We start from the raw sequence: 21,434 nt of genomic DNA, 5'->3' as shown, positions 1-21,434 counted from the left end.
GATGCCCCGTCAGCGGAACAGGCCGCGCCGCGCAAACAGCGGCGCATCGTTGTTGTCGAACATCGGTTGGGTCCTTTCATGAATGGCAGCGATGTCGCGCACGCCACGCACCGAACCCATGATCAGCGGCACCCGCTGGTGCGGCGTTTTCGCGCCCAATTCCAGAATTCGCCGCCGCCCGGTCGAGGCCGCGCCGCCCGCCCATTCCATTACCAGCGCCATCGGATGAGCTTCGTACAGCAGGCGAAGTCTCCCTTCGCGATAGCTGGGGCGGGCATCGGCCGGATAAAGAAACACGCCGCCGCGCGCCAGAATGCGCAGCGATTCCGCAACCAGCGAGCCGATCCAGCGCATGTTGAAATCCGCCTCACCGCCACCGCTGGTACCTGCGAGACATTCATCGATGTAGGCGCGAACGGGACCATGCCAGTGCCGGCGATTGGACGCGTTGATCGCGAACTCCGGCGTATCGCATGCGATCTGCACGGCCTGCCGGATCAGCAGAAACTCCAGCGCGCGCCTGTCGAGAATGAAGATATCGACGCGCGCGTTGAGCGCGAGAACGAGCGTGGTTTGCGGACCGTAGACGATGAATCCCGCCGCGCACTGCGCCGTGCCGGGCTCAAAGAAGGTCGAAAGGATGTCGTTGCCTCTCGGGCGGATCGAAAAGATAGTGCCCATCGAGATGTTGTTTTCGAGATTGGCCGATCCGTCGAGCGGATCGATCGCAACACACAGGTACGCTTCGGGCCGGAAGGTTTCCGGCAGCGCCGCTTCCTCGGAGAGGACCGCCGCCACCGGCGCACCGCGCAGCGCATGCCGCATCATTTCGTCGGCGACGATATCGATGTCCTTCTGCCGGTCGCCGTCGGAATTGATGCCACCGTCCTGTCCGGTGACGCCCGCGAGCGGCCCATCCGCAATCAGCGCCGCGAGTTCGATTGCAGCGGCGGCAATGGCCTCGATCACCGCACCGACTGCCGCGCCATGCGGGATGTGCGCAGTCGATTGCTTGAGATGTGAACGCAGCGTCACGCGTCCGTCCATGGCCGCCTCCCGATGCGCTCTCTCGGCGCTGTCGCAGCATCCGCCGAGTTTGGCGATCCGCGCTCTTAAGCAACCTCAATTTGCCGAATTAGGGAAATTTTGTTATCTTTGGCCTAAGCAAAGTTTTTTTTATAGTGGGAGAATGCCCATGGCCGGGCGATTGGTGCGCGAATTGACCATCCGCCAATTGCGCGCGCTGGCCGCCGTGCAGAAGCACCGATCGGTGACCGCGGCGTCGAAGCAGCTATACCTGACCCAGCCCGCGGTAACACTGCAGCTGCGCAACCTGCAGGCGGTCGCAGGATTGCCGCTGATCCAGCGCACCGGCGACGGCATGCTGCTGACGGATGCCGGGCGCGAAGTATTGGCGCTCGCCGACCGCATCGAGGCGGCGATCACCGACTGCGAGACCACGTTGGAGATGATGGCGGGCAAGACCGCGGGCCGCATCTCGATCGGTGCGGTCTCGACCGCGAAATATTTCGTGCCGTTCATGATCTCCGGATTTTCGAAGCTCTATCCGAACGTCGAGATCACGCTCTCGATCGGTAACCGCCAGGAGGTTGGCGAGGCGCTACGCGGCTACGATCTGGACTTCGCGATCATGGGCCGCCCGCCCGCCGACATCGACATGAACGTCCACCTGATCGGCGATCATCCCCACGTCATCATCGCCCCAACCGCGCATCGCCTGGCGCGAAAATCCCGCATCGCGCCGCGCGAGCTCGCCGGCGAGACCTTCCTGACTCGCGAGCCGGGATCGGGGACGCGCGGGCTGATGGAGCAATTGTTCGAGACGTCGGGCATCCGCCCCAAGATCGGCCTTGCCATGAGCAGCAACGAGACCATCAAGCAGGCGGTGATCGCGGGCCTCGGCATCGCCTTCCTCTCTGCGCACACGGTTGCGACCGAACTCGACGAACGGCGCCTGGTCACCCTCGACGTCGATGGCCTGCCGATCGTGCGGCAGTGGTTCGCGCTTGCGCGCAAGGACAAGGTCTTGCTGCCGCCGGCACAGGCGATGCTCGATTTCCTCAGCGCCAAGGGCAGGCAGTTTCTGCCCCGCACCCATCGCCGGCTGCGTCTCACCCGGCCTTCGGGCCATGGCAGACGCGGCTGACGCGCTGTTCTTTCAACGTCGCTTGGCGCGAGAAAACGACTAGAGCCAAGGTCCCGCCGCGATCGGGATGGTATTCGTAGAAAGAGTCGCAGGATTTGCCTCGCCCTGCCTTGACTGTCCCGAACAACTCCGAAAACCTATCTCCTTGGGAGGCTGATTTCGGTCGTCCGCTTTGGCGGGACGCGGATGTTAGGCCCGTCCAGAAGGAACGGTTACCGAAAGTGGTACGCCTATTGCTTCCCGGCGATATGCGTGCGAGGGGAAGAACACACTATGATCCGCGTGTTTCTTGATCGACTCTACCTTTTCTCCGGCTACCTTGCCGGACTTTTCCTCATTGTGATCTTTGTCCTGATGATGCTGCTGTCGGCGGGCCGTCCGCTTGGCATCAATATTCCCGCAGGCGATGATTTTATCTCCTGGTGCATGGCGGCAACCGCCTTCCTCGGGCTCGCGCACACCTTCAAACACGGCGAGATGATCCGCGTCGGCCTGTTGATCGACCGCCTCAACGACAATGTGCGTCATTATGTCGAGATCGCTGCCCTCCTCGTCGGCGTCGGCTTCATCGGATTTTTCGCGTGGCATGCCGTGATCATGACCTGGCAGTCCTGGAAATTTTCCGACATTTCGCAAGGCGTCATCGCGGTGCCGCTGTGGATTCCGCAGCTCGGCTACAGCGGCGGACTCGCGGTTCTTTTCATCGCCTTCGTGGATGAGCTGATCCACGTGCTGCGCGGCTTCGCGCCGCGCTACGAAATGCCGAAGCCGGAGAGCGCCGAGGAGATCGTCGAGCGTGCCATGCAGAGCGGGGTCTGACATGGAGCTTCTTTCCATCGCCGCCATCCTGCTCGGATTCCTTGCGCTGTTGCTCGGCGCCGGCGTCTGGATCGCCGTCGCCCTGATGGCGACGGGATGGGCCGGCATGCAATTCGCCGCCGGTGGCATTCCGGCCGGCAGCGTGCTGGCGACGACGGTTTGGGGCAACAGCGCGTCGTGGTCGCTCGCCGCGCTGCCGCTCTTCATCTGGATGGGCGAAATTCTGTTCCGCACGCGCTTGTCGGAGGAAATGTTCCGCGGGTTTGCGCCCTGGCTGAACTGGCTGCCCGGCCGGCTCATGCACGTCAATGTCCTCGCCTGCGGCGTGTTCGGTTCGGTGTCGGGATCATCAGCCGCGACCTGCGCCACGGTTGCCAAGATCGCCCTGCCCGAACTGAAGAAGCGCGGCTATGACGAAGACTTGAGCCTTGGATCTTTGGCCGGTGCGGGCACGCTCGGCATTCTCATCCCGCCGTCGATCACGATGGTAGTCTACGCCGTACAGGCGAACGTCTCCATCATTCAGGTTTTTCTCGCCGGATTTTTGCCGGGCCTGCTGGTCATGGTGCTCTATTCCGGCTACATCGCGATCTGGTCGCTCGCCAATCCGAAGCGCACGCCGCCGGCCGAACCGTCGATGAGCCTTCGCAGGCGCATTGCCGAGTCGCTCAATCTCATTCCTTGTCTATTGCTGATCGTTTTCGTCTTTCTGTCGCTGCTGATGGGCTGGGCCACGGCGACGGAATGCGCGGCCTGGGGCGTATTGGGATCGCTCGCGATCGCATGGTGGCAGGGCGCGCTGACCTGGCAATCGTTCTGGGCGAGCGTCATGGGCGCAACGCGGGTCAATTGCATGATCCTCTTGATCCTGGCGGGCGCCTCCTACATGGGCACGTCGATGGCCTATACCGGCATCCCGATGGCGCTCGCGAACTGGGTGAACAGCCTGCAGCTCAGCCCCTATTCGCTGATCGCGGCGCTCACCGTCATGTACATCGTGCTCGGCACCGCACTCGACGGCATCTCCATGATCGTGCTGACCACCGCCATCGTCATTCCGATGGTGAAACAGGCCGGCTTCGATCTGGTCTGGTTCGGCATTTTCCTGGTGCTGGTGGTGGAGATGGCGGAGGTTTCTCCGCCCGTCGGCTTCAACCTGTTCGTCCTGCAGACCATGAGCGGCAAGGATTCCAATACGGTCGCCAAGGCCGCGCTGCCGTTCTTCTTCCTGCTCGTTCTGGCGGTTGCCATCATCACGGTCTTTCCTGATATCGTGATGGTGCTGCCGCAGATCGCGTTCCCTGGCTAGAGAGGTATTTTGTCATGTTCAGATTTATAAAAACGTGTGCAACGGCCGCCTGCGTCGCGGCGATTGCCGTTCCCGCAATGGCGCAGACAAAATGGAATCTTCCAGCGGCCTATCCGGCGGATAATCCCCATTCGGTGAATCTGATCGCGTTCGCCAAGGACGTTGCCGATGCCACCGGCAACAAGCTGCAGATCACCGTGCATCCCGCCGCGTCGCTGTTCAAGGCGCCGGAAATCAAGCGCGCGGTCGCGACCGGGCAGGCGCAGGCGGGCGAGGTTCTGATCTCGCTACACGAGAACGAAGATCCGATGTTCGGCATCGACGTCATCCCGTTCCTCGCGACGAGCTATCCGGCAGCCAAGAGGCTGTGGTTCGCATCGAAACCCGCCATCGAAAAGAAGCTCGCCTCGCAGGGACTCATGCTTCTGTTCGCGGTGCCATGGGGACCGCAGGGCATTTATGCCAAGAAGGACCTCAACACGGTGGAGGACATGAAAGGCTTGAAGTGGCGCGCCTATAACGTCGGCACCTCGCGCATCGCCGAACTTGTCGGCGCGCAGCCCGTCACCATCCAGGCGGCGGAGCTGCCGCAGGCGCTGGCCACCGGCGTCGTGAACGCGTTCATGACCTCGGGCTCGACTGGCTACGACAGCAAGTCCTGGGAAACCATGACGCATTTCTACGATACGCAGGCCTGGATTCCGAAGAACGTCACTTTTGTGAACAAGGCGGCTTTCGATGCGCTCGACAAGCCAACGCAGGACGCGATCCTCAAGGCATCGGCGGTCGCCGAAGAACGCGGCTGGAAGCTCGCCGAAGAAAAGGCGAAGTGGTATCTCGAACAGCTTCAGGCCAACAAGATGAAGGTGCTGCCGCCACCTCCGGCGCTGAAGTCGGGCCTGGAGAAGATCGGCGAGCAGTTGACGGCAGATTGGCTCAAAAAGGCGGGCGCCGATGGCGAAGCCGTGATCGCCGCATACAAGAAGTAGAGCTATCGCTATTGTGCGCTTGCAGCATCCGGCGTTGATTGCCGGGCGCTGCCATTTCGTGGGGACGCTCGCGGGCTCGAACAATAACACTCGCGACGAGAGATCTCTTGATACATCCTTAGGTAGATCAGTAATTATTTCTTAGGAGCATCGCGATACCGTTCAGGCATCTTCACACCATGTCGCCGCGGTTCAAACGGCGGCAACCGAGTCTGGAAATGCCGACATGAGGGTGCTCTACAATCCTCTTTTCCCGTCCTTCCGAGCCTGGCAGTTGCCGCAGCCGCCGGAGCCACCGAAGCTTTTGGCCACGCTGGCGTCCAACCATCAGACTTCATCCAACGACAAATCGCAGGGCGGACCGTCAACGCCGTCCACCGGCGGCATCGGCCAATCGCCGGTGGTACAGGCATTCTTACTGCGGTTGCAGGAACTCGGAATGTCATATCGGCCGGGGACCGACGGCGACGATGCGCTGTCTGGTTGGAGCAAGACCCTCGCCGACGGCGGCGACGGCAATGATACGATCGATGTCTGGTCCGATAGCATCGTCGATAGTGGCGCGGGCAATGACTCGGTCCATGCCTGGTCGGGATCGGCTGTCTATGCCGGCGCCGGCAACGACCGGATCGATATCTGGTCCGATGGCGCGGTGGATGCCGGCGACGGCGACGACGTGGTGCGCGCCTGGTCAAATACCGTGACGATGGGTGGCGCCGGAAACGACACGATCAGCGCCTGGTCCGAGAGCCTGGTCGATGGCGGCGCGGGGAATGACACGATCTCGGTTTGGTCCGACAGCCGCGCCTATGGTGGCGACGGTGACGATTCAATCTCAGCCCTCGTCGGCAGTTATGTCGAGGGCGGTGCGGGCAACGACACCATCGATGCTGACAACGGAACGATCGTCAACGGCGGGACCGGCGACGATACGATTCGCGCTGACCGGGGCTCCACAATCCTGTTCAACGTCGGCGACGGCAAGGATACCATCTTCACCAACCGCGACGTTACCATCAAACTGGGCGAGGGCTTTTCGGCTGAGAATATGAACGTCACGATATCAGGAAATGTCGCGACGGTGTCCTTCGGAGACGGGCCGGATCAGTTGACCCTGGATCTCGGCTTCGATCCGGTAAACCTCTCCTTCGCCGACGGCTCAACCGCCGAGATCAAGGTCGATACGTTCAGTGCCTTGCGTGCGCGGTCTGGCGAAACGAAATCCGCCTGACGTCCACGAGCAGAGGGCGCCGGGCAGAGAGTAGTTTATTGAGACTTCGTTCAATGCCGGCCGCTGATTCGAGTCTTACCAACAGCTCACGGATCGCGGCAACTCCGCGATCGCGCTCTGCAATCAACCCGTTCCCTCGTCACGGTCGCGTCCGAGGTTGCTCGGCCGCTCAATGAACCTTCCCTTTTTCTCATGGCGCGCTCACCAAGATAGGGATCTATGTCCTCTCGTTTCACAAACCGCGTGGGCACGCGCAGCATCAGGCATCGCGTGCCCAATTCGCCCAGATAAAGATGCAGGCCGAACCAGCGCTCCATGAATTTGTGCGGCTCGCCTTTGAGGTCGCCCCATTCGTAATGGTTGGTGAAGCTCGTTGCGGTGATCCGTGCCGGGATGAAATCGATCGCAGCGCATCCTGGGCCGCCTGGTCGAGAGTTCGATCGATCGCCTGAAATTCGTAGTACTGATATTTGCTCATGCGCGAGACCGGCTCTCAAGGATTAGCAATGCGGTAGATAGCGCTTCGGCCGCTATTAAAGACAGGTCGTGATACCGCCGTCGACATAGAGCGTATGCCCGTTGACGAAGGACGAGGCATCTCCCGACAGGAAAACGGCGGCGCCGATCAATTCGTCCACGTTGCCCCAGCGGGAGGCCGGCGTCCGCTTTTCAAGCCACGCTGAAAACTGGGGATCGTCGACCAGCGCCTGGTTCAGCGGAGTCTTGAAATAACCCGGCGCGATGGCATTGATCTGCAGCCCGTGCCTGGCCCAATCGGCACACATGCCGCGCGTGAGGTTCTTGATCGCTCCCTTGGTTGCGGTGTAGGGGGCAATGCCCGGGCGGGCCAACTCGCTCTGAACCGACGCGATGTTGATAATCTTGCCCTTTCCGCGCGGGATCATGTGGCGCGCGACGGCCTGACCGACGAAGAAGGCGCTCGAGACATTGGTCCTGAGCAATTGCTCCCACTTCTCCACCGGAAAATCCTCGAGCGGCGCGCGAAACTGCATGCCGGCATTATTGACGAGAATATCGATCGCCCCATTCGTCCGTTCGACCGCGGCAATGCCTTCGCGAACATCCTCGGCGACGGTGACATCGAAACCGGCGACCGCAACCTTGTGCCCGGCTGCGGTCAGGCTCGCGGCGGCGGCCTCGAGCTTGTTGCGCTCCCGTCCGTTCAGGACGACGGTGGCACCATGCTCGGCGAGCCCGCGCGCGATGGCGAGCCCGATTCCCTGGGACGATCCTGTGACGAGCGCTCTTTTGCCGGCGAGGTTGAACAGTTCAAATGCCACGACGGGATCTTCTCCATATTTGTGGGCGGGCAGGAAACCGTTCGAGCATCTTTCTCATGGCCGCGAGTCCGATGCGAAGAACGGATCTGAATGGACGTAGAAATACCGCATACTGCGGTCAAGCGAAAACGGCAGATCATCCGAGGTGACAAGCGCACCGGCGACTTCGCCGGCTGCACCAATCTCGTTGATCGCGAATCCACCAAGGTGAAGGAAAGCGATTTCACCTGGGCTTTGGATAGATACTTAGAAACCCTGTCGTTGCCTCGCGGGCCCGTCGCGCGATTTCGCCGGCGCTCGGGCGATCGGCCACTTGAAGCAGCAGGCCGGTCATCAGGTCGCCCCAGAGCAGCCCCAAAAATTGTTCGGTCATCGCGGCAGGATCGCCATCGCAAAGACAGGCTGATTTGGCATTTGCCATGATGTCTCGCAATGAAGCACGCGTGGGCCGGCGAGCGGTCGATTCCAGCGCTTGTGCAACTTTTGGGGCATGCACTGTCTCGGATATCGCCAGCCGGAGCACAGCAACGACCATCGGATCGGTCGTTTCAGTCAAAAGTCTCGTTCCAAAAGCCGTAAGCACGTTGGCCAGGATTTCCCTGTCGCGCAGCTCGGGCAAATCGGCCGGTGTTTTCAACCGCTGTGCGCGCTCGGTGATGCAGGCGACCAGCATCGCTTCCTTGTTGCCGAACAATGAATAAAGCTCGCGTTTTGACACACGTGCACGTGTCGCAATCTCCAAGGTGCTGGTCTGCGCATAGCCGCCCTCTATGAACGCGGAAAAAGCCGCGCCGAGAATCCGCTTCCGGACTGCGGCCTCATCGGTTTCACCCTCGCGCGGCTTCGCTTTCGGACTCATTGATGTCATTGCCCCTTGACTTGGTACCCGATAGTACCATACATCGGCTCGTAAGGTACCATCTAGTACCAAAACTGGTTCTGACGGTAAAGGATGATCGGCACCGCGAGTACGCCGGCTTGACCTGAGGAAAGACTATGAAAAGACGCCAGCTGCTGGCCGCGGCATTGGCACCGCTCGCATTGCGAATTGCCCCTGACGCGATCTCATCGAGCGCATTTGCAGCAACTTCGGAACGGAACGGAAAAATGAGCACGACGACCCAACGGATCATCGAATGCAATGGCATCCACATCAACATTGCCGAACAGGGCGAGGGACCGCTGGTGCTGCTGGTGCACGGCTTTCCTGAATCCTGGTTCTCCTGGCGGCATCAGATTGATGCGCTTGCTGCCGCCGGCTTCCGTGTTGTCGCTCCGGACTTGCGCGGTTACGGCAAGAGCGACGCGCCGCAGGAGATCGATCAATACACGATTCTACATCTCATAGGCGACATGGTCGGCATTCTTGATGCCTTGGGCGCGGCGACCGCCGTCATCGTCGGTCATGATTGGGGTGCCAGCATCGCCTGGCAGGCAGCCCTCATGCGGCCCGACCGCTTCAGAGCGGTCGCAGCCCTCAGCGTCCCGTTGCGCCCGCGCGGCAAAGCGCCGCCGACCAGTCTCATGCCGCGCACGGAGACGGCGCAATTCTATCAGCTCTATTTCATGGAGCCCGGGCCGGCCGAGGCGGAGTTGGGGCGTGATCCGCGTGCGACCATTCGCAACATGCTGTTCGGGGCGTCCGGCGATGGCGTAGCCGCAGCCCGCGCGGCCGCAGCCGCCGGCGGGCCCACGCCGAACCTTGCCATGGTGCCGAAGGGCGGCGGATTTCTGCAAGGACCCGGCGCACCCAAAGCCCTGCCATCGTGGATCAGCGAAAACGACATCGACTTCTATGGTGAGGAGTTCAAGCGAACCGGTTTCCGGGGCGCGCTCAACTATTACCGCAACATCGATCGCAACTGGGAAATCACGGGTGCGACGGCCGGCATGCAAGTGTCTGTACCGGCGCTCTATATCGCGGGCGATCGTGACTTCCTGCTCTCCTTCCCTGGAACGGATCAGTTGCTCGCCAACCAGAAGAACTTCGTTCCTGGTTTGCGCAAGGTTCAGATGCTGCCCGGCTGTGGCCACTGGACCCAGCAGGAGCGGCGGAACGAAGTCAGCACCGCGCTGGTCGAGTTTATTCGAACCCTCCCGAGCCGCTGATGATGACACCGACACCCCAACAACCCTCCTTGCCGCAACTGGTGGCCCTGGCCGGCAGCCGGAAAGAAAACGAAGCGGTGAAGGTCAAGCAGAGGGCGATGCTCGATGGCCCCGTGCTACCGACGCTCCTGAAGCTCGCTCTGCCGACTCTCGTGGTTATGGTCGTGCAAACCCTCGTTGGGGTGGCGGAGACCTATTTCGTCAGCTTCCTCGGAACGGAAGCCCTGGCGGGCGTCAGCCTGGTGTTTCCCATCTTCATGCTGATGCAGATGATGTCGAACGGCGGCATCGGCGGCGGCGTCGCATCGGCAATCGCGCGCGCGATGGGCGCTGGCAAAGTGGCCGAAGCCGAGGCGCTGGCACTGAACGCACTCGTTCTCGCCATTGCCTTCGGAGCGATCTTTGCCGGCGCCGAGTGGCTGTGGGGCGAGGCTGTCTACCGTTTGCTCGGCGGCCAATCGGGAGCCCTCGGTGCGGCCCTCGAATATGGCCACGTCATCTTCTTCGGAGCGATCTTTGTCTGGATCGTCAGCCTTCTGGCGGCGGCCCTTCGTGGCGCAGGCAACACGGTCGCGCCGGCGGCCGTCATTCTGCTGGGCGTGTTCGTCTTGCTTCCGCTTTCGCCGGCCTTGATCTTCGGCTGGGGTCCCTTTCCGCGGCTCGGCGTAACGGGAGCCGGCGTTGCCGTCGTCGTCTATTATTTCGTCGGCGCGCTCGTCTTGATCGTCTACATGCGCTCCGCCCGAGCCTCGTTGCGTCTGCCGTTCGACGCGCGTCTCATCAAGTGGCGGCTGCTCGGCGATATTTTTGGCGTCGGCGGATTGTCGGCGCTCGGCACCATTCAGTCCAATCTGACTGCTGTCCTGGTCACCGGCGCCGTCGGGCTGTTCGGGACTGACGCAATCGCAGGGTACGGAATCGCGTCGCGCCTCGACTACATCCAGATTCCGCTGCTGTTCGCGCTTGGCAGCGCGGCGCTCACCATGGTTGGGGTAAATATCGGAGCGGGCCAGATCAGGAGGGCGGAGCGCGTCGCCTGGGTGGCCGCTTTTTTTGCAGCCGCTGTCGCCGAACTCCTTGGACTTGTCGTGACAATATTTCCGCACGCATGGCTGACGCTGTTCAGCACGGAGCCCGAGGTCCTTGCAGCCGGCGCGATCTATTTCCGCAACGTAGCGCCCTTCTACGGCGTGGCCGGTCTCGGGATGCTGCTCTATTTCGCAGGTCAAGGCGCCGGCCGCGTGATGTGGCCGGTTCTTGGGGGAACAGTCCGGTTGTTCGTCGCGGCGGGAATTGGCTGGCTCGTCGTGGCCGATCTTGGCGGAGGATTGCGGGAGCTCTTCATCACCGTTGCCGCGGGCTCGATCGTTTCCGGCGGCATTGTCGCATCTGCGCTGTGGCTCCGTGGCTGGGGGCTGGCCGGCTAGGCTTCGCCAACGTCAGCTCGGCTGCCTCGTGCCTTCTCGCAGCCATCTTCAACCCGCCGGTCGCCCTCTGCGTTGCCCCTGCATCACCGCAAATCTCGTCGCGGCGCAGCATGCAAAATGAGACTACCGGTCAAGTTGCGGCGGGTGAAGTTGCGCGCGCCGCCTCCGTCATCAGTTAGTTTTCGCCCGGCGGTCCCGGTCGCCATGCATGAACGGCATGGCGATTTCGGAACGACCTATACAAAACTGGCGATACAAGGGAGGGGTTCGATGTTCAAAAGCTGTGCGGGACTGGTCGCGCTGAGCAGCCTGTTGCTTTCCGGCGCCGCCGTCGCTCAAGAGAAGATCAAGGTCGGCGTCACCGCGACTCTTGAAGGCACCTATACGGTGCTGGGCGAGGACGGAATACGGGGGCATCAAACGGCGATCAACACGTTGGGCAAGAAGGTCGGCGACAAGGAACTCGAATTCATCATTGCTTCCACGGATGCCACGCCCGACTCCGCGGTTCGCGCGGTGCGGAAACTGATCGAACAGGACAAGGTCCAGATCCTGCTCTCGCCGCTGTCCGGCGACGAAGGCATCGCGGTCAAGAATTTTGCCAAGACGCGGCCCGAGTTGACCTTCGTCAACGCCGCTTCCGGCGCGCAGGAAACTACCTATGTCGATCCGGCGCCGAACTTCTTCCGCTTCAACATGGACGGCGCCCAGTGGCAGGTCGGCCTCGGCAAGTACGCGTATGAGACCAAGGGATATCGGAAGATCGCAACCGTCGGTGAAGACTATTCGTTCATCTATACGCAGGTGTTCGGGCTCGTGCTCGAGTTCTGTGGCGCCGGCGGACAGGTGACGAACCGGCAATGGGTGCCGCTCGGCACCAAGGACTTTGCCTCGGTCATTGCCGCCCTGCCCGATGATGTCGATGCGATCTATCTCGGCCTTGGCGGTGCCGACGCGGTGAACTTCCTGAACCAGTATCAGCAGGCTGGCGGCAAGGCGCATCTGATGGGCGGCTCGATCATGGTCGACCAGACCATCCTCTCCGCCAAGGGCAACGCCAAGAATGCGCTGCTCGGCACCATCGCCGCGAGCGGGCAAGCCGATACCTGGGAAGATCCAAGCTGGCAGAAGTTCGTGAAAGCCTATCAGGATGCGTTTCCCCCGAACAAGCGGTTCCCCAGCCCCTCGCTGCTCGCCACCAATTATTACGGCTCGACGATGGCGCTTATTCTCGCGCTGCGTCAGGTTAACGGCGATCTCAGCAACAACCAGGCAAAACTCAAGGAAGCCCTCGCCAAGATCGAGCTCGACGCGCCCAACGGCAAGATCAAGCTCGATTCCAACCGCCAGGCCATCGGCACCAACTTCGTCACCGAGGTGGTGGATGACGCCAAGGGCGCCTTGTTCAGCAAGGTCGTGAAGGTCATTCCGAATGTGAACCAGACGCTCGGCTACGACCCGGCGGTGTTCTCCAAGATCGGCCTGCCGAGCCGGACGGTTCCGGAGTGCAAGAAGTACTGAGTTCTTCGCATTTGCGAACGGGCCCCGGTCACGCCGGGGCCCGGGCTGGATGTGATCTTCCCTTGCATTCTCGCGGCTAATGTTGAACGCTGGTTGAAAAAGACAAGAACATCCCGCGGGAGGGAAGGCATGAGCAAGGCTCTCGCCGTCTTCCACGGCCGGTTCGGTCGCGCGACGGTCTATCAGTTGAACCGCCCCTTCAACATGCACGCGCATCGCGAAGGGCATCTGATTTTTCATGTCGGTGGAACGCCAGCGCGCATTGACGTCTGCGACGAGCGATGGCTGCTTGCGGAAGACTCCATTGTTGCCGTCAACCCCTGGGAACCGCACAATTTTGTCCCGACGGACATGGAGAACGGGGCGATCTTCTTCGTTCTTTACGTCAACGCCGAATGGTTCGCCCCCGATGCGGCCCGCGGCCACAGCCTGCGGTTCGGCCGCACCTGCTTCAAGCGTACGGCCACGCTCGACAGGCATATTCGCCGCTCTGCCGCGCTGGTCTGCGGCGCTCCTTCACTAAGCAGCCTCGATTGCGAGCTCAGGCAGTTGATCGACAGTTGCTATGACGAGAGCTGGCAGTGTTCCGAGCCGGTTCAGGAGGCGCGCACCGCCATTACCGACTTCCGCGTCCGCAAATCCATCAAGCTGATGTCCGAAAGCCCTGGCGCCGAGATCGAACTGGATTCGATCGCGCGGGCGTCCGGGCTGTCGCGTCCGCATTTTTACAGGTTGTTCCGCACCCAGACCGGCGTCACTCCGAACCTCTATCTCAATACACTCATCATGGAACAAGCACTGGACGCCCTGGTCGCGACCGAAGTGCCGATCGCCGATATCGGCTTCGATCTCGGCTTCTCCTCCCAGAGCGGTTTCACCCGCTTCTTCGCCGCCAATGTCGGGATGGCGCCGACCGAATACCGTCGCGCCGCCAAAGTCTTGCGCCCCTGAGCGCATCCGGCGCGAAAAGATACTGACAATCAAGTGCAAGGCTCGAGGCGCCGTTAGGATGCCTGAAAACGCGAGCCGAAACGGCCGCGGCGTCTGGGAGGACGGCATGGCGACCGCCGGGCTGCTACCGTGACACGATTCATCGAACGCCATCCGGCATGGGCGCTGATCCTGTTGATCGCGGTCGCGCTGCTGCTGTGGCTGATCCTTGCCGTCTGGCCGCCCGGCCTCGAAGAGGCGATCGGCAGGAAACGGGTCTTTCTCAACGCCGTCTTCAACGGCATCACGCTCGGCAGCCTTTACTTCCTGGTGGCCAGCGGATTCACGCTGATCTTCGGCCTGATGCGCAACGTCAATTTAGCGCACGGCTCGCTCTATCTGTTCGGCGGCTATATCGGTTACGCCATCAGCGCCTGGACCGGCTCCTGGATCCTCGGCTTTATCATTGCATTCCTCGGTGTCGCCCTGATCGGCATCGTGCTGCAAATCGCCGTCTTCCGCCGCATGGAGGGCCAGGATTTGCGCCAGACCATGGTCACGATCGGGCTCTCGATCGTGTTTGCCGATCTGATGCTGTGGGCCTTCGGCGGCGATTTCTATCAGATCCAGACGCCGAGCTGGCTGATCGGCCCGATCGAATTGCCGCTGGTCACCGCGGTCAAATCGTCGGGCGAGGCGGTCTATCTGCGCTATCCGATGGTGCGGCTCGTGATTTTCGTCGCGGCAATCGTGATCGGTATCGCGATGTGGCTGGCGCTCAACCGAACCCGCGTCGGCATGATGGTGCGCGCCGGTGTCGATGACCGCGACATGCTTGCGGCCACCGGCGTCCCCATCCAGCTCGTCTTCGTGGCGGTGTTCGCTCTCGGCGCGGGGCTTGCCGGCATCGCCGGCGTTGTTGGCGGAACCTTTCAGTCGATTTCACCCGGCGAGGATACCCGCTTTCTGCTGGCGTCCCTCGTCGTCGTCATCGTCGGGGGCATGGGATCGATTCCGGGTGCGGCGCTGGGCGCCGTCATCATCGGCCTCGCCGAGCAGCTTGGCTCCGTCTACATCCCGACCTACGCGATCGTGGTGACCTTCCTCATCATGGTGCTGGTGCTGGCGCTGCGGCCGCAGGGCCTGCTTGCGAGGCGCTGACATGTCGTTGGTCCAGGGCGCGCATTCTCAGACCAGTCAGCCGGCCGGAGCGCGCGCGGCGTTGTTGGCATGGCCGGAATTCAACAAGCCCGCTGTCTGGCTGGTGGCGGTGATCCTTTTGATCATGCCGTTCATCGCCAACGGCTTCTTCCTGATCGAGATCTTCGCCACGACGCTGATCCTCGGGACCATCGCCCTCAGCCTTATGTTCCTGGCGGGCTATGGCGGCATGGTCAGCCTGATGCAGCTCACTGTCGCCGGTTTTGCCGCCTACATGGTCGCGGTGTTCGGCATGAGCGCCAACACTAATATCAGCCTTGGCTGGCCGTGGTGGCTCGCAACGCCGATGGCGCTGGTGCTCGCGACCATTTTCGGCACACTCGGCGGCGCGCTCGCCGTGCGCACCGAGGGCATCTACACCATCATGATCACGCTCGCGATCGGCGCGGCCTTCTACTATTTCACCAACCAGAACTGGGCGATCTTCAACGGCCACACCGGCATCAACACCATCGCCACGCCGCGTTTCTGGGGTGTCAACTGGCGCTCCGACATTCCCTTCTATTACGTCACGCTGGGCGTCGCCGCGTTTTGCTATTTCGCCGTTCAATATGTCTCGCGCGCGCCATTCGGCCTCGCGCTGCAAGGCGTGCGCGACAATCCGCGCCGCATGGCGGCGCTCGGCTTTAACGTCAATGCGCATCGCGTGGCAGCCTACGCCTTCGCGTCCTTCATCGCCGCGCTTGGCGGTGTATTGCAGGTCTGGAACTACCGGCAGATCTCGCCCGGCTCGGTCAGCGTCGGCGCCTGCATCGACATCCTGATCATCGCCGTGGTCGGCGGCATCACCCGCCCTGTGGGGCCCTTCATCGGTGCCTTCATCTTCGTCATCCTGCGGACCTTCGCGCTCGATCTGCTGGTCAAGTTCGGGCTCGACGGCAACCGCTTCCGGCTGCTGATCGGCCTCGGCTTTCTCGCCATCGTGTTCTGGTCGTCGGATGGCGTAATCGGACTCTGGGAGCGGTGGCGCCGATACGCGGCGGCCGTCGACAAGCGCACGAGCGGAGGCCACGGCCATGGATAGCGCCGCGCCACGCTTCTCGGCCGTCGGCGCCGGCGCCGCGCTGGAGCTGCGTGGCGTGACCCGGCTGTTCGGCGCGCTCGCGGCGCTGACAGACGTCACCATCACCGTTCGCCCGGGTGAACGCCGCGCCGTGCTCGGCTCCAACGGCGCCGGCAAAACCACGCTGTTCAATTGCGTGACGGGGGACTTCCCGCCCTCCTCCGGCACCATCCGTTTCTTCGGCGAGGATATAACCCACTTCCCGCCTTACGAACGCATCCGGCGCGGCTTGCGCCGCACCTATCAGATATCAGCGCTATTCCCCGGGCTTACGGTGCGGGACAATGTCTATCTCGCCTGCCGTGGCGTTTCCCGTGGACGGTTTTCTCCGCTGCGTCCGGGCGCGAACGACGCGCTGATGCACGCAGCCGAAGCGCTGATCCAGGCGGTGCACCTGACACCCCTGAGGGAGCAGCGGGTCGCGGAGCTGGCGCACGGCCAGCAGCGCCAGCTCGAAATCGCGCTCGCGCTCGCCGGCGCGCCCCGCTTCATCCTGTTCGACGAACCGGCCGCCGGCCTCTCCCCCACCGAGCGGCGCGAACTGATCGCAATCCTGACGTCGCTACCCGCACATATCGGCTACATCATCATCGAGCACGACATGGATGTCGCGCTGCGCGTCGTCGAAAGCGTCACGATGATGCACAATGGCCGCGTCTTCAAGGAAGGCCTGCCGCACGAGATCGAAGCCGACCCGGAGGTGCAGGAACTCTACCTGGGGGCGGGCCATGCGTGAGGTCCGCCGTTCCGCGCCTGCCCTCGAAGTCCGAGGCCTCGACGTCTATTACGGCCATTCTCATGCGCTGCAGGGCGTCGAGCTGACGCTGGATTCAGGCGTGTTCTCAGTGGTCGGCCGCAACGGCATGGGCAAGACCACGCTGTGCAAGACCATCATGGGCTTGCTGCGGGCGAGCGGCGGCTCGGTTCGCGTCCGCGGCGAGGACATCACCCGCCTCAGTCCGGCGCGGATCGCGCAAGCAGGCGTTGGCTATGTTCCGCAAGGGCGACGGCTATGGCGCTCGCTCAGCGTCGACGAGCATTTGCGGCTGGCCGCCGGGATGCGGCGCGGCACCTGGACGATCGATCGCATTTACGAGACGTTTCCCCGTCTTGCCGAACGCAAGGATCATGGCGGCGGTCAGCTTTCCGGCGGCGAACAGCAAATGCTGGCGATCTCGCGCGCACTTCTGACCAATCCGCAGCTTCTGATCATGGACGAGCCGACCGAAGGCCTTGCACCTGTCATCGTCGCCCAGGTCGAGGAAATGTTGGTGCGGCTTGGCGAAGACGGCGACATGTCGGTGCTGGTGATCGAGCAGAATATCGGCGTCGCCACCGCGATCTCGAAGAACGTCGCGATCATGGTCAATGGCCGCGTCAATCGCATCATCGACTCGGCGCGCCTTGCCGCCGACCGCGAACTGCAGCAGCGTCTGCTTGGCGTTGGCGTCCACGGCGCCGAGCCGGAAACGGATATCGAAGCCACCGATGCGGGCGCGGAGAAGGCGCGTCTGGTGCCGCCGCGCGCTCCGAGTACGGCGCCAATCCGGATCTATATCTCCAATCCCACGTTGCCGACGCGCTGGTCGCAGCCGGCGCCGATTGCGCGCATCGAGGCCGCGGCGCGCACGCTTTCGAGCGGAGTTACGCGTATCGAAGGCGCTGCCCGGCAAAAGCGCCAGGCCGGCACGAGCGTACAAAGCGCGTCTGGACCGCCCGTCGTTCTGATCGTCGGCACGCTCGACACCAAGGGCGAGGAGCTGCGCTTCATCCGCGACGTGATCGCCGGACATGGCTTACGGACACGCCTCGTCGACGTCTCCACCAGCGGCAAGCTCTCCACCTGCGACGTCTCCGCCCAGGAAATTGCGCTCAACCACGGCCGCGGCGGATCAAGCGTGTTCGGCTCCGACCGCGGCGCGTCGGTGACGGCGATGGCCGACGCCTTCGCCAACTGGCTGCACCGTCAGGGCAATGTCGCCGGCATCATTTCGGCAGGCGGCTCCGGCGGCGCCTCGCTGGTGGCACCGGGGATGCGCGCCCTTCCCGTAGGCGTGCCGAAACTCATCATCTCGTCCGTCGCGTCGGGAGATGTCGGCCCCTATGTGGGACCTGCCGATATCACGATGATGTATTCGGTCACGGACGTGCAGGGCCTCAATTCGATCTCTCGCGCCGTGCTCGCCAACGGCGCCAACGCAATCGCCGGCATGGTGAAGGCACGTCTCGAAAATCAAGGCGGGACGGAGCGTAACGCACGAGCTTCGTTGCCCGCCATCGGAATCACCATGTTCGGCGTAACAACACCCGCCGTCCAGAAGATCGCGGCCGAGTTGCGCAACGATTTCGAATGCCTCGTCTTCCATGCCACCGGCGTCGGCGGCCGCTCGATGGAAAAGCTGGTCGATTCCGGAATGCTCGCCGCCGTCATCGATCTCACGACGACGGAAGTTTGCGATCTCCTGATGGGCGGCGTGTTCCCGGCGACCGACGACCGATTTGGCGCGATCATCCGCAACCGCCTACCCTTCATCGGCTCTGCCGGCGCGCTCGACATGGTCAATTTCGGTGCGCCCGATACGATTCCGGAGCGCTACCGCCAGCGCAAATTCCACGTTCACAATCCGCAAGTGATCTTGATGCGCACCACGCCGGAAGAAAACGACCGGATGGGGCGCTGGATCGGCGAAAAACTCAACCGTATGGACGGCCCGGTGCGCTTCTTCCTGCCGGAAGGCGGCGTCTCCGCGCTCGACGCGCCGGGCGAGCCGTTCTGGGATCCGGAGGCCGACGCAGCGCTGTTTACCGCGCTGGAACGCAGCGTACGCCAGACCGGCAACCGCCAGCTCATCCGCATCAAGCGCCACATCAACGAGCCCGAATTTGCATCCGCCATCGTCAACGCGCTCCGCCCGCTGGTCGGACGCCCGGGGACACGTCGGAAAGTCGCGAGGTGACCATGGCGAAGTTCGAACGTTCAGCCATCCTGAAGAAGTTTCGCAACATGGCCGCCAAGGGTGAGCCGATCGTCGGCGGCGGCGCCGGCACTGGTCTGTCGGCTAAATGCGAGGAAGCGGGCGGCGTCGACCTGATCGTGATCTACAATTCCGGCCGCTACCGCATGGCAGGACGCGGCTCCCTCGCCGGGCTGATGCCCTATGGCGACGCCAACGCGATCGTGCTGGAAATGGCCGGCGAAGTGCTTCCCGTTGTCACAAGGACGCCCGTACTCGCTGGCGTCAACGGCACCGACCCGTTCCGCGACATGGACAGTTTTCTCGATCAGCTAAAGGCGCTGGGCTTTGCCGGCGTACAGAATTTTCCGACCGTCGGGCTGATCGACGGCGTATTCCGTGCCAATCTGGAGGAGACCGGAATGTCCTATGCGTTGGAGATCGACATGATCGCCAGAGCGCGCGACAAGGACATGCTGACGACGCCCTATGTGTTCAGCGAGAGCGAAGCCGCGGCAATGGCCATTGCGGGCGCCGACATCATCGTTTGCCATCTCGGCCTGACCACCGGCGGCGCGATCGGCGCGCACACTGCGCAGAAGCTGGAAGACTGCCCAGAACAGATCGACACCTGGGCCGCAGCCGCGCTCAGCGTCAATCCGGACATATTGGTGCTGGCCCATGGCGGTCCCATCGCCGAGCCTGATGACGCCGATTTCATCATGAAGCACACGCGCAAGTGCCACGGCTTTTATGGCGCTTCCTCGATGGAGCGCCTGCCGGTGGAGCGCGCGCTCACCGAACAGGTCCGTAAATTCAAGGCGATCGGCGCGCGGTAACGCCGAGACCAAAGGAGGAAGAGATGTCGGGGACTCTGGTTGGCGAATTGATCCTCTGGTTGATCGTCGCGGTCGTCGTGATCGCCATTGTCGTTTACATCGTGAACTGGCTCTACCATCGTTCGTCGAAAGAGGTGTCCTTCGTCCGCACCGGTCTGTTAGGCGAACGCGTCGTGATCAACGGCGGCGCTTTCGTGCTGCCGTTCATTCACGACTACACGCCCGTCAACATGAACGTGCTGCCGATGGGGATCGTGCGGGCGAAGCATGACGCGGTGATTACCCGCGACCGCATGCGCATCGACATCGAGGCCGATTTTTATGTGCGCGTGCAGCCAACGCGCGAGGCGGTCGCGATCGCCGCCGCGACTCTCGGACGGCGTACGCTTGAACCCGAACAGCTCCATGCCCTGCTCTCCGGCAAATTCGTCTCCGCCATACGTTCAGTCGCCGCCGAAATGACCATGGAGCAGATGCACGAGCAGCGTGGCGAGTACGTCACGCGGCTCAAGGCTGCCGCCGCCGAAGCACTTGCCCAGAATGGGCTCGAGCTCGAGTCGGTCGCCATCACCGATCTCGACCAGACCGACCTCGAATATTTCAACCCATCGAACCGGTTCGACGCCGAAGGCCTGACCCGCCTGATGGAGGACATCGAGGCCAAGCGCAAGCTGCGCAACGACATCGAACAGGATTCGATGATCAAGATCCGCACCCGCAACCTCGATGCCGAGCGTCAGGCGCTGGAGATCGAGCGCGAGAGCGAGACCGCGCGCCTCGAACAGGAACGCGACATCGAGATGCGCCGGGCGCTGCAGCGCACGGAAGTTGCGCGCGAACGCGCGTTGCGCGAGACCGAGGCCGAGCAGGCGCAGATTTCCGCCCGCGAGGCCATCGAGAAGGCCCGCATCGCCAATGAGCTCGCGATCGCCGAAGCCCGCATCGCCTCGGAGCGTGAAACAAGGCACCGTGAGATCGAGCGCACACGCGCGGTCGAAGAGAAGGAACTGCTGGCGCGCGAGGAAATCGAGAAAGCCAAGATCGCTAATCAGCGCGCGGTCGATACCGCCCGCATCGCCTCCGAGCGCGAGGTGCGCCAGCGCGATATCGAGCGCACCCGAACGGTAGAGGAAGCCGAGATAACGGCGCGCGAAGCGATCGAGAAGGCACGTATCCAGCAGGATCGCGCCATTACCGATGCGCGGATCGCCAATGAGGAAGAAACCCGAAGGCGCGAGATAGAGCGTACCCGCGCGGTCGAGGAAGCCGAGATCGCGGCACGCGAGGCGACCGAAAAGGCCCGCATCGCCCAGACCACGATCGTCAACGTCGAACGCATTGCCTCCGACGAGCGCACCCGCTCTTTGGAGATCCAGCAGGTGCGTACGATTCAAGAAGCCGAGATCGAGGCGCAAAAGGCCGTGGAAGCCGCCCGGATCGCACGCGAGCGGACGCTCGCAGCCGAGCGGATCGCCGCCGAGCACACCACGCGCAAGCTGGAGATCGAGCGCAATCAGGCGCTGGAAGTCGCAGGGATCTCGGCGCGCGAGGCGA

General features: G+C 62.6%; 18 protein-coding genes. 15 read left to right on the top strand and 3 right to left on the bottom strand.

Translation table 11 applies throughout. The features are described from left to right. Positions 1-9 precede the first annotated feature (9 nt). Positions 10-1,047, bottom strand: coding sequence for a class 1 fructose-bisphosphatase (locus HCN58_RS00090; RefSeq protein WP_171577370.1), 1,038 nt, complete (start codon positions 1,045-1,047; stop codon positions 10-12). A 148-nt stretch (positions 1,048-1,195) separates the two neighbouring features. Here HCN58_RS00090 and HCN58_RS00085 point away from each other — a divergent pair, with 148 nt between their 5' ends. From HCN58_RS00085 to HCN58_RS00065, 5 genes are all read left to right on the top strand, one after another. Next, positions 1,196-2,167, top strand: a complete 972-nt coding sequence (locus HCN58_RS00085) for a LysR family transcriptional regulator (RefSeq protein ID WP_171577369.1) — start codon at positions 1,196-1,198, stop codon at positions 2,165-2,167. 273 nt (positions 2,168-2,440) lie between these two features. Next, complete coding sequence (locus HCN58_RS00080; protein WP_171577368.1) at positions 2,441-2,986, top strand: TRAP transporter small permease; 546 nt, start codon at positions 2,441-2,443, stop codon at positions 2,984-2,986. Between the two features lies 1 nt (position 2,987). Beyond that, positions 2,988-4,295 (top strand): TRAP transporter large permease, encoded by a 1,308-nt coding sequence (locus tag HCN58_RS00075; protein ID WP_171577367.1) that lies wholly within the window; start codon positions 2,988-2,990, stop codon positions 4,293-4,295. A 14-nt stretch (positions 4,296-4,309) separates the two neighbouring features. After that, positions 4,310-5,284, top strand: a complete 975-nt coding sequence (locus tag HCN58_RS00070) for a TRAP transporter substrate-binding protein (protein WP_235983278.1) — start codon at positions 4,310-4,312, stop codon at positions 5,282-5,284. 226 nt (positions 5,285-5,510) lie between these two features. After that, a complete protein-coding gene (locus HCN58_RS00065; protein ID WP_171577366.1) occupies positions 5,511-6,515 on the top strand; it encodes a calcium-binding protein in 1,005 nt (334 codons plus the stop codon). Between the two features lie 533 nt (positions 6,516-7,048). On the opposite strand, the gene HCN58_RS00060 is transcribed toward HCN58_RS00065, so the two are convergent. Beyond that, positions 7,049-7,816 (bottom strand): SDR family oxidoreductase, encoded by a 768-nt coding sequence (locus HCN58_RS00060; protein ID WP_171577365.1) that lies wholly within the window; start codon positions 7,814-7,816, stop codon positions 7,049-7,051. 223 nt (positions 7,817-8,039) lie between these two features. Further along, a complete protein-coding gene (locus HCN58_RS00055) occupies positions 8,040-8,675 on the bottom strand; it encodes a TetR/AcrR family transcriptional regulator (RefSeq protein WP_210265837.1) in 636 nt (211 codons plus the stop codon). Positions 8,676-8,923: 248 nt separating this feature from the next. On the opposite strand from HCN58_RS00055, the gene HCN58_RS00050 reads away from it, so the two are divergent. The 10 genes from HCN58_RS00050 to HCN58_RS00005 form a co-directional block, all read left to right on the top strand. Further along, positions 8,924-9,925, top strand: coding sequence for an alpha/beta fold hydrolase (locus HCN58_RS00050; protein WP_171577364.1), 1,002 nt, complete (start codon positions 8,924-8,926; stop codon positions 9,923-9,925). Continuing rightward, entirely contained in the window at positions 9,925-11,352 is a 1,428-nt protein-coding gene (locus tag HCN58_RS00045; protein ID WP_235983276.1) for an MATE family efflux transporter, read from the top strand. Before HCN58_RS00050 ends, HCN58_RS00045 begins: the two co-directional genes overlap by 1 nt. A 270-nt stretch (positions 11,353-11,622) precedes the next feature. Continuing rightward, positions 11,623-12,873 carry an ABC transporter substrate-binding protein gene (locus HCN58_RS00040; protein WP_171577363.1) on the top strand — a complete coding sequence of 417 codons (1,251 nt, stop codon included), beginning with the start codon at positions 11,623-11,625 and terminating at the stop codon, positions 12,871-12,873. Positions 12,874-13,002: 129 nt separating this feature from the next. Continuing rightward, positions 13,003-13,824 (top strand): AraC family transcriptional regulator, encoded by an 822-nt coding sequence (locus HCN58_RS00035; RefSeq protein WP_171577362.1) that lies wholly within the window; start codon positions 13,003-13,005, stop codon positions 13,822-13,824. Between the two features lie 129 nt (positions 13,825-13,953). Continuing rightward, positions 13,954-14,964: a branched-chain amino acid ABC transporter permease gene (locus HCN58_RS00030; RefSeq protein ID WP_171577361.1), complete on the top strand. Its 1,011-nt coding sequence runs from the start codon at positions 13,954-13,956 to the stop codon at positions 14,962-14,964. Position 14,965: 1 nt separating this feature from the next. Continuing rightward, the gene (locus HCN58_RS00025) at positions 14,966-16,048 is read left to right on the top strand and encodes a branched-chain amino acid ABC transporter permease (RefSeq protein WP_171577360.1); all 1,083 of its coding nucleotides are present in this window, start codon (positions 14,966-14,968) and stop codon (positions 16,046-16,048) included. Next, on the top strand, positions 16,041-16,823 hold the full coding sequence (locus HCN58_RS00020; RefSeq protein ID WP_171577359.1) for an ABC transporter ATP-binding protein: 783 nt from the start codon (positions 16,041-16,043) through the stop codon (positions 16,821-16,823). Before HCN58_RS00025 ends, HCN58_RS00020 begins: the two co-directional genes overlap by 8 nt. Continuing rightward, positions 16,816-19,044 (top strand): ABC transporter permease, encoded by a 2,229-nt coding sequence (locus HCN58_RS00015; protein ID WP_171577358.1) that lies wholly within the window; start codon positions 16,816-16,818, stop codon positions 19,042-19,044. The genes HCN58_RS00020 and HCN58_RS00015 overlap by 8 nt, the downstream gene beginning before the upstream one ends. A gap of 2 nt (positions 19,045-19,046) precedes the next feature. Then, positions 19,047-19,880 (top strand): phosphoenolpyruvate hydrolase family protein, encoded by an 834-nt coding sequence (locus HCN58_RS00010; RefSeq protein ID WP_171577357.1) that lies wholly within the window; start codon positions 19,047-19,049, stop codon positions 19,878-19,880. Between the two features lie 23 nt (positions 19,881-19,903). Beyond that, positions 19,904-21,434 (top strand): SPFH domain-containing protein (locus HCN58_RS00005; RefSeq protein WP_249777995.1); only part of this gene is annotated, 1,531 nt, incomplete at its 3' end.

The sequence above is a fragment of the Bradyrhizobium australiense genome, assembly GCF_013114825.1.
Classification (GTDB): domain Bacteria; phylum Pseudomonadota; class Alphaproteobacteria; order Rhizobiales; family Xanthobacteraceae; genus Bradyrhizobium; species Bradyrhizobium australiense.
This window is presented reverse-complemented; position numbering and strand designations above follow the sequence as displayed.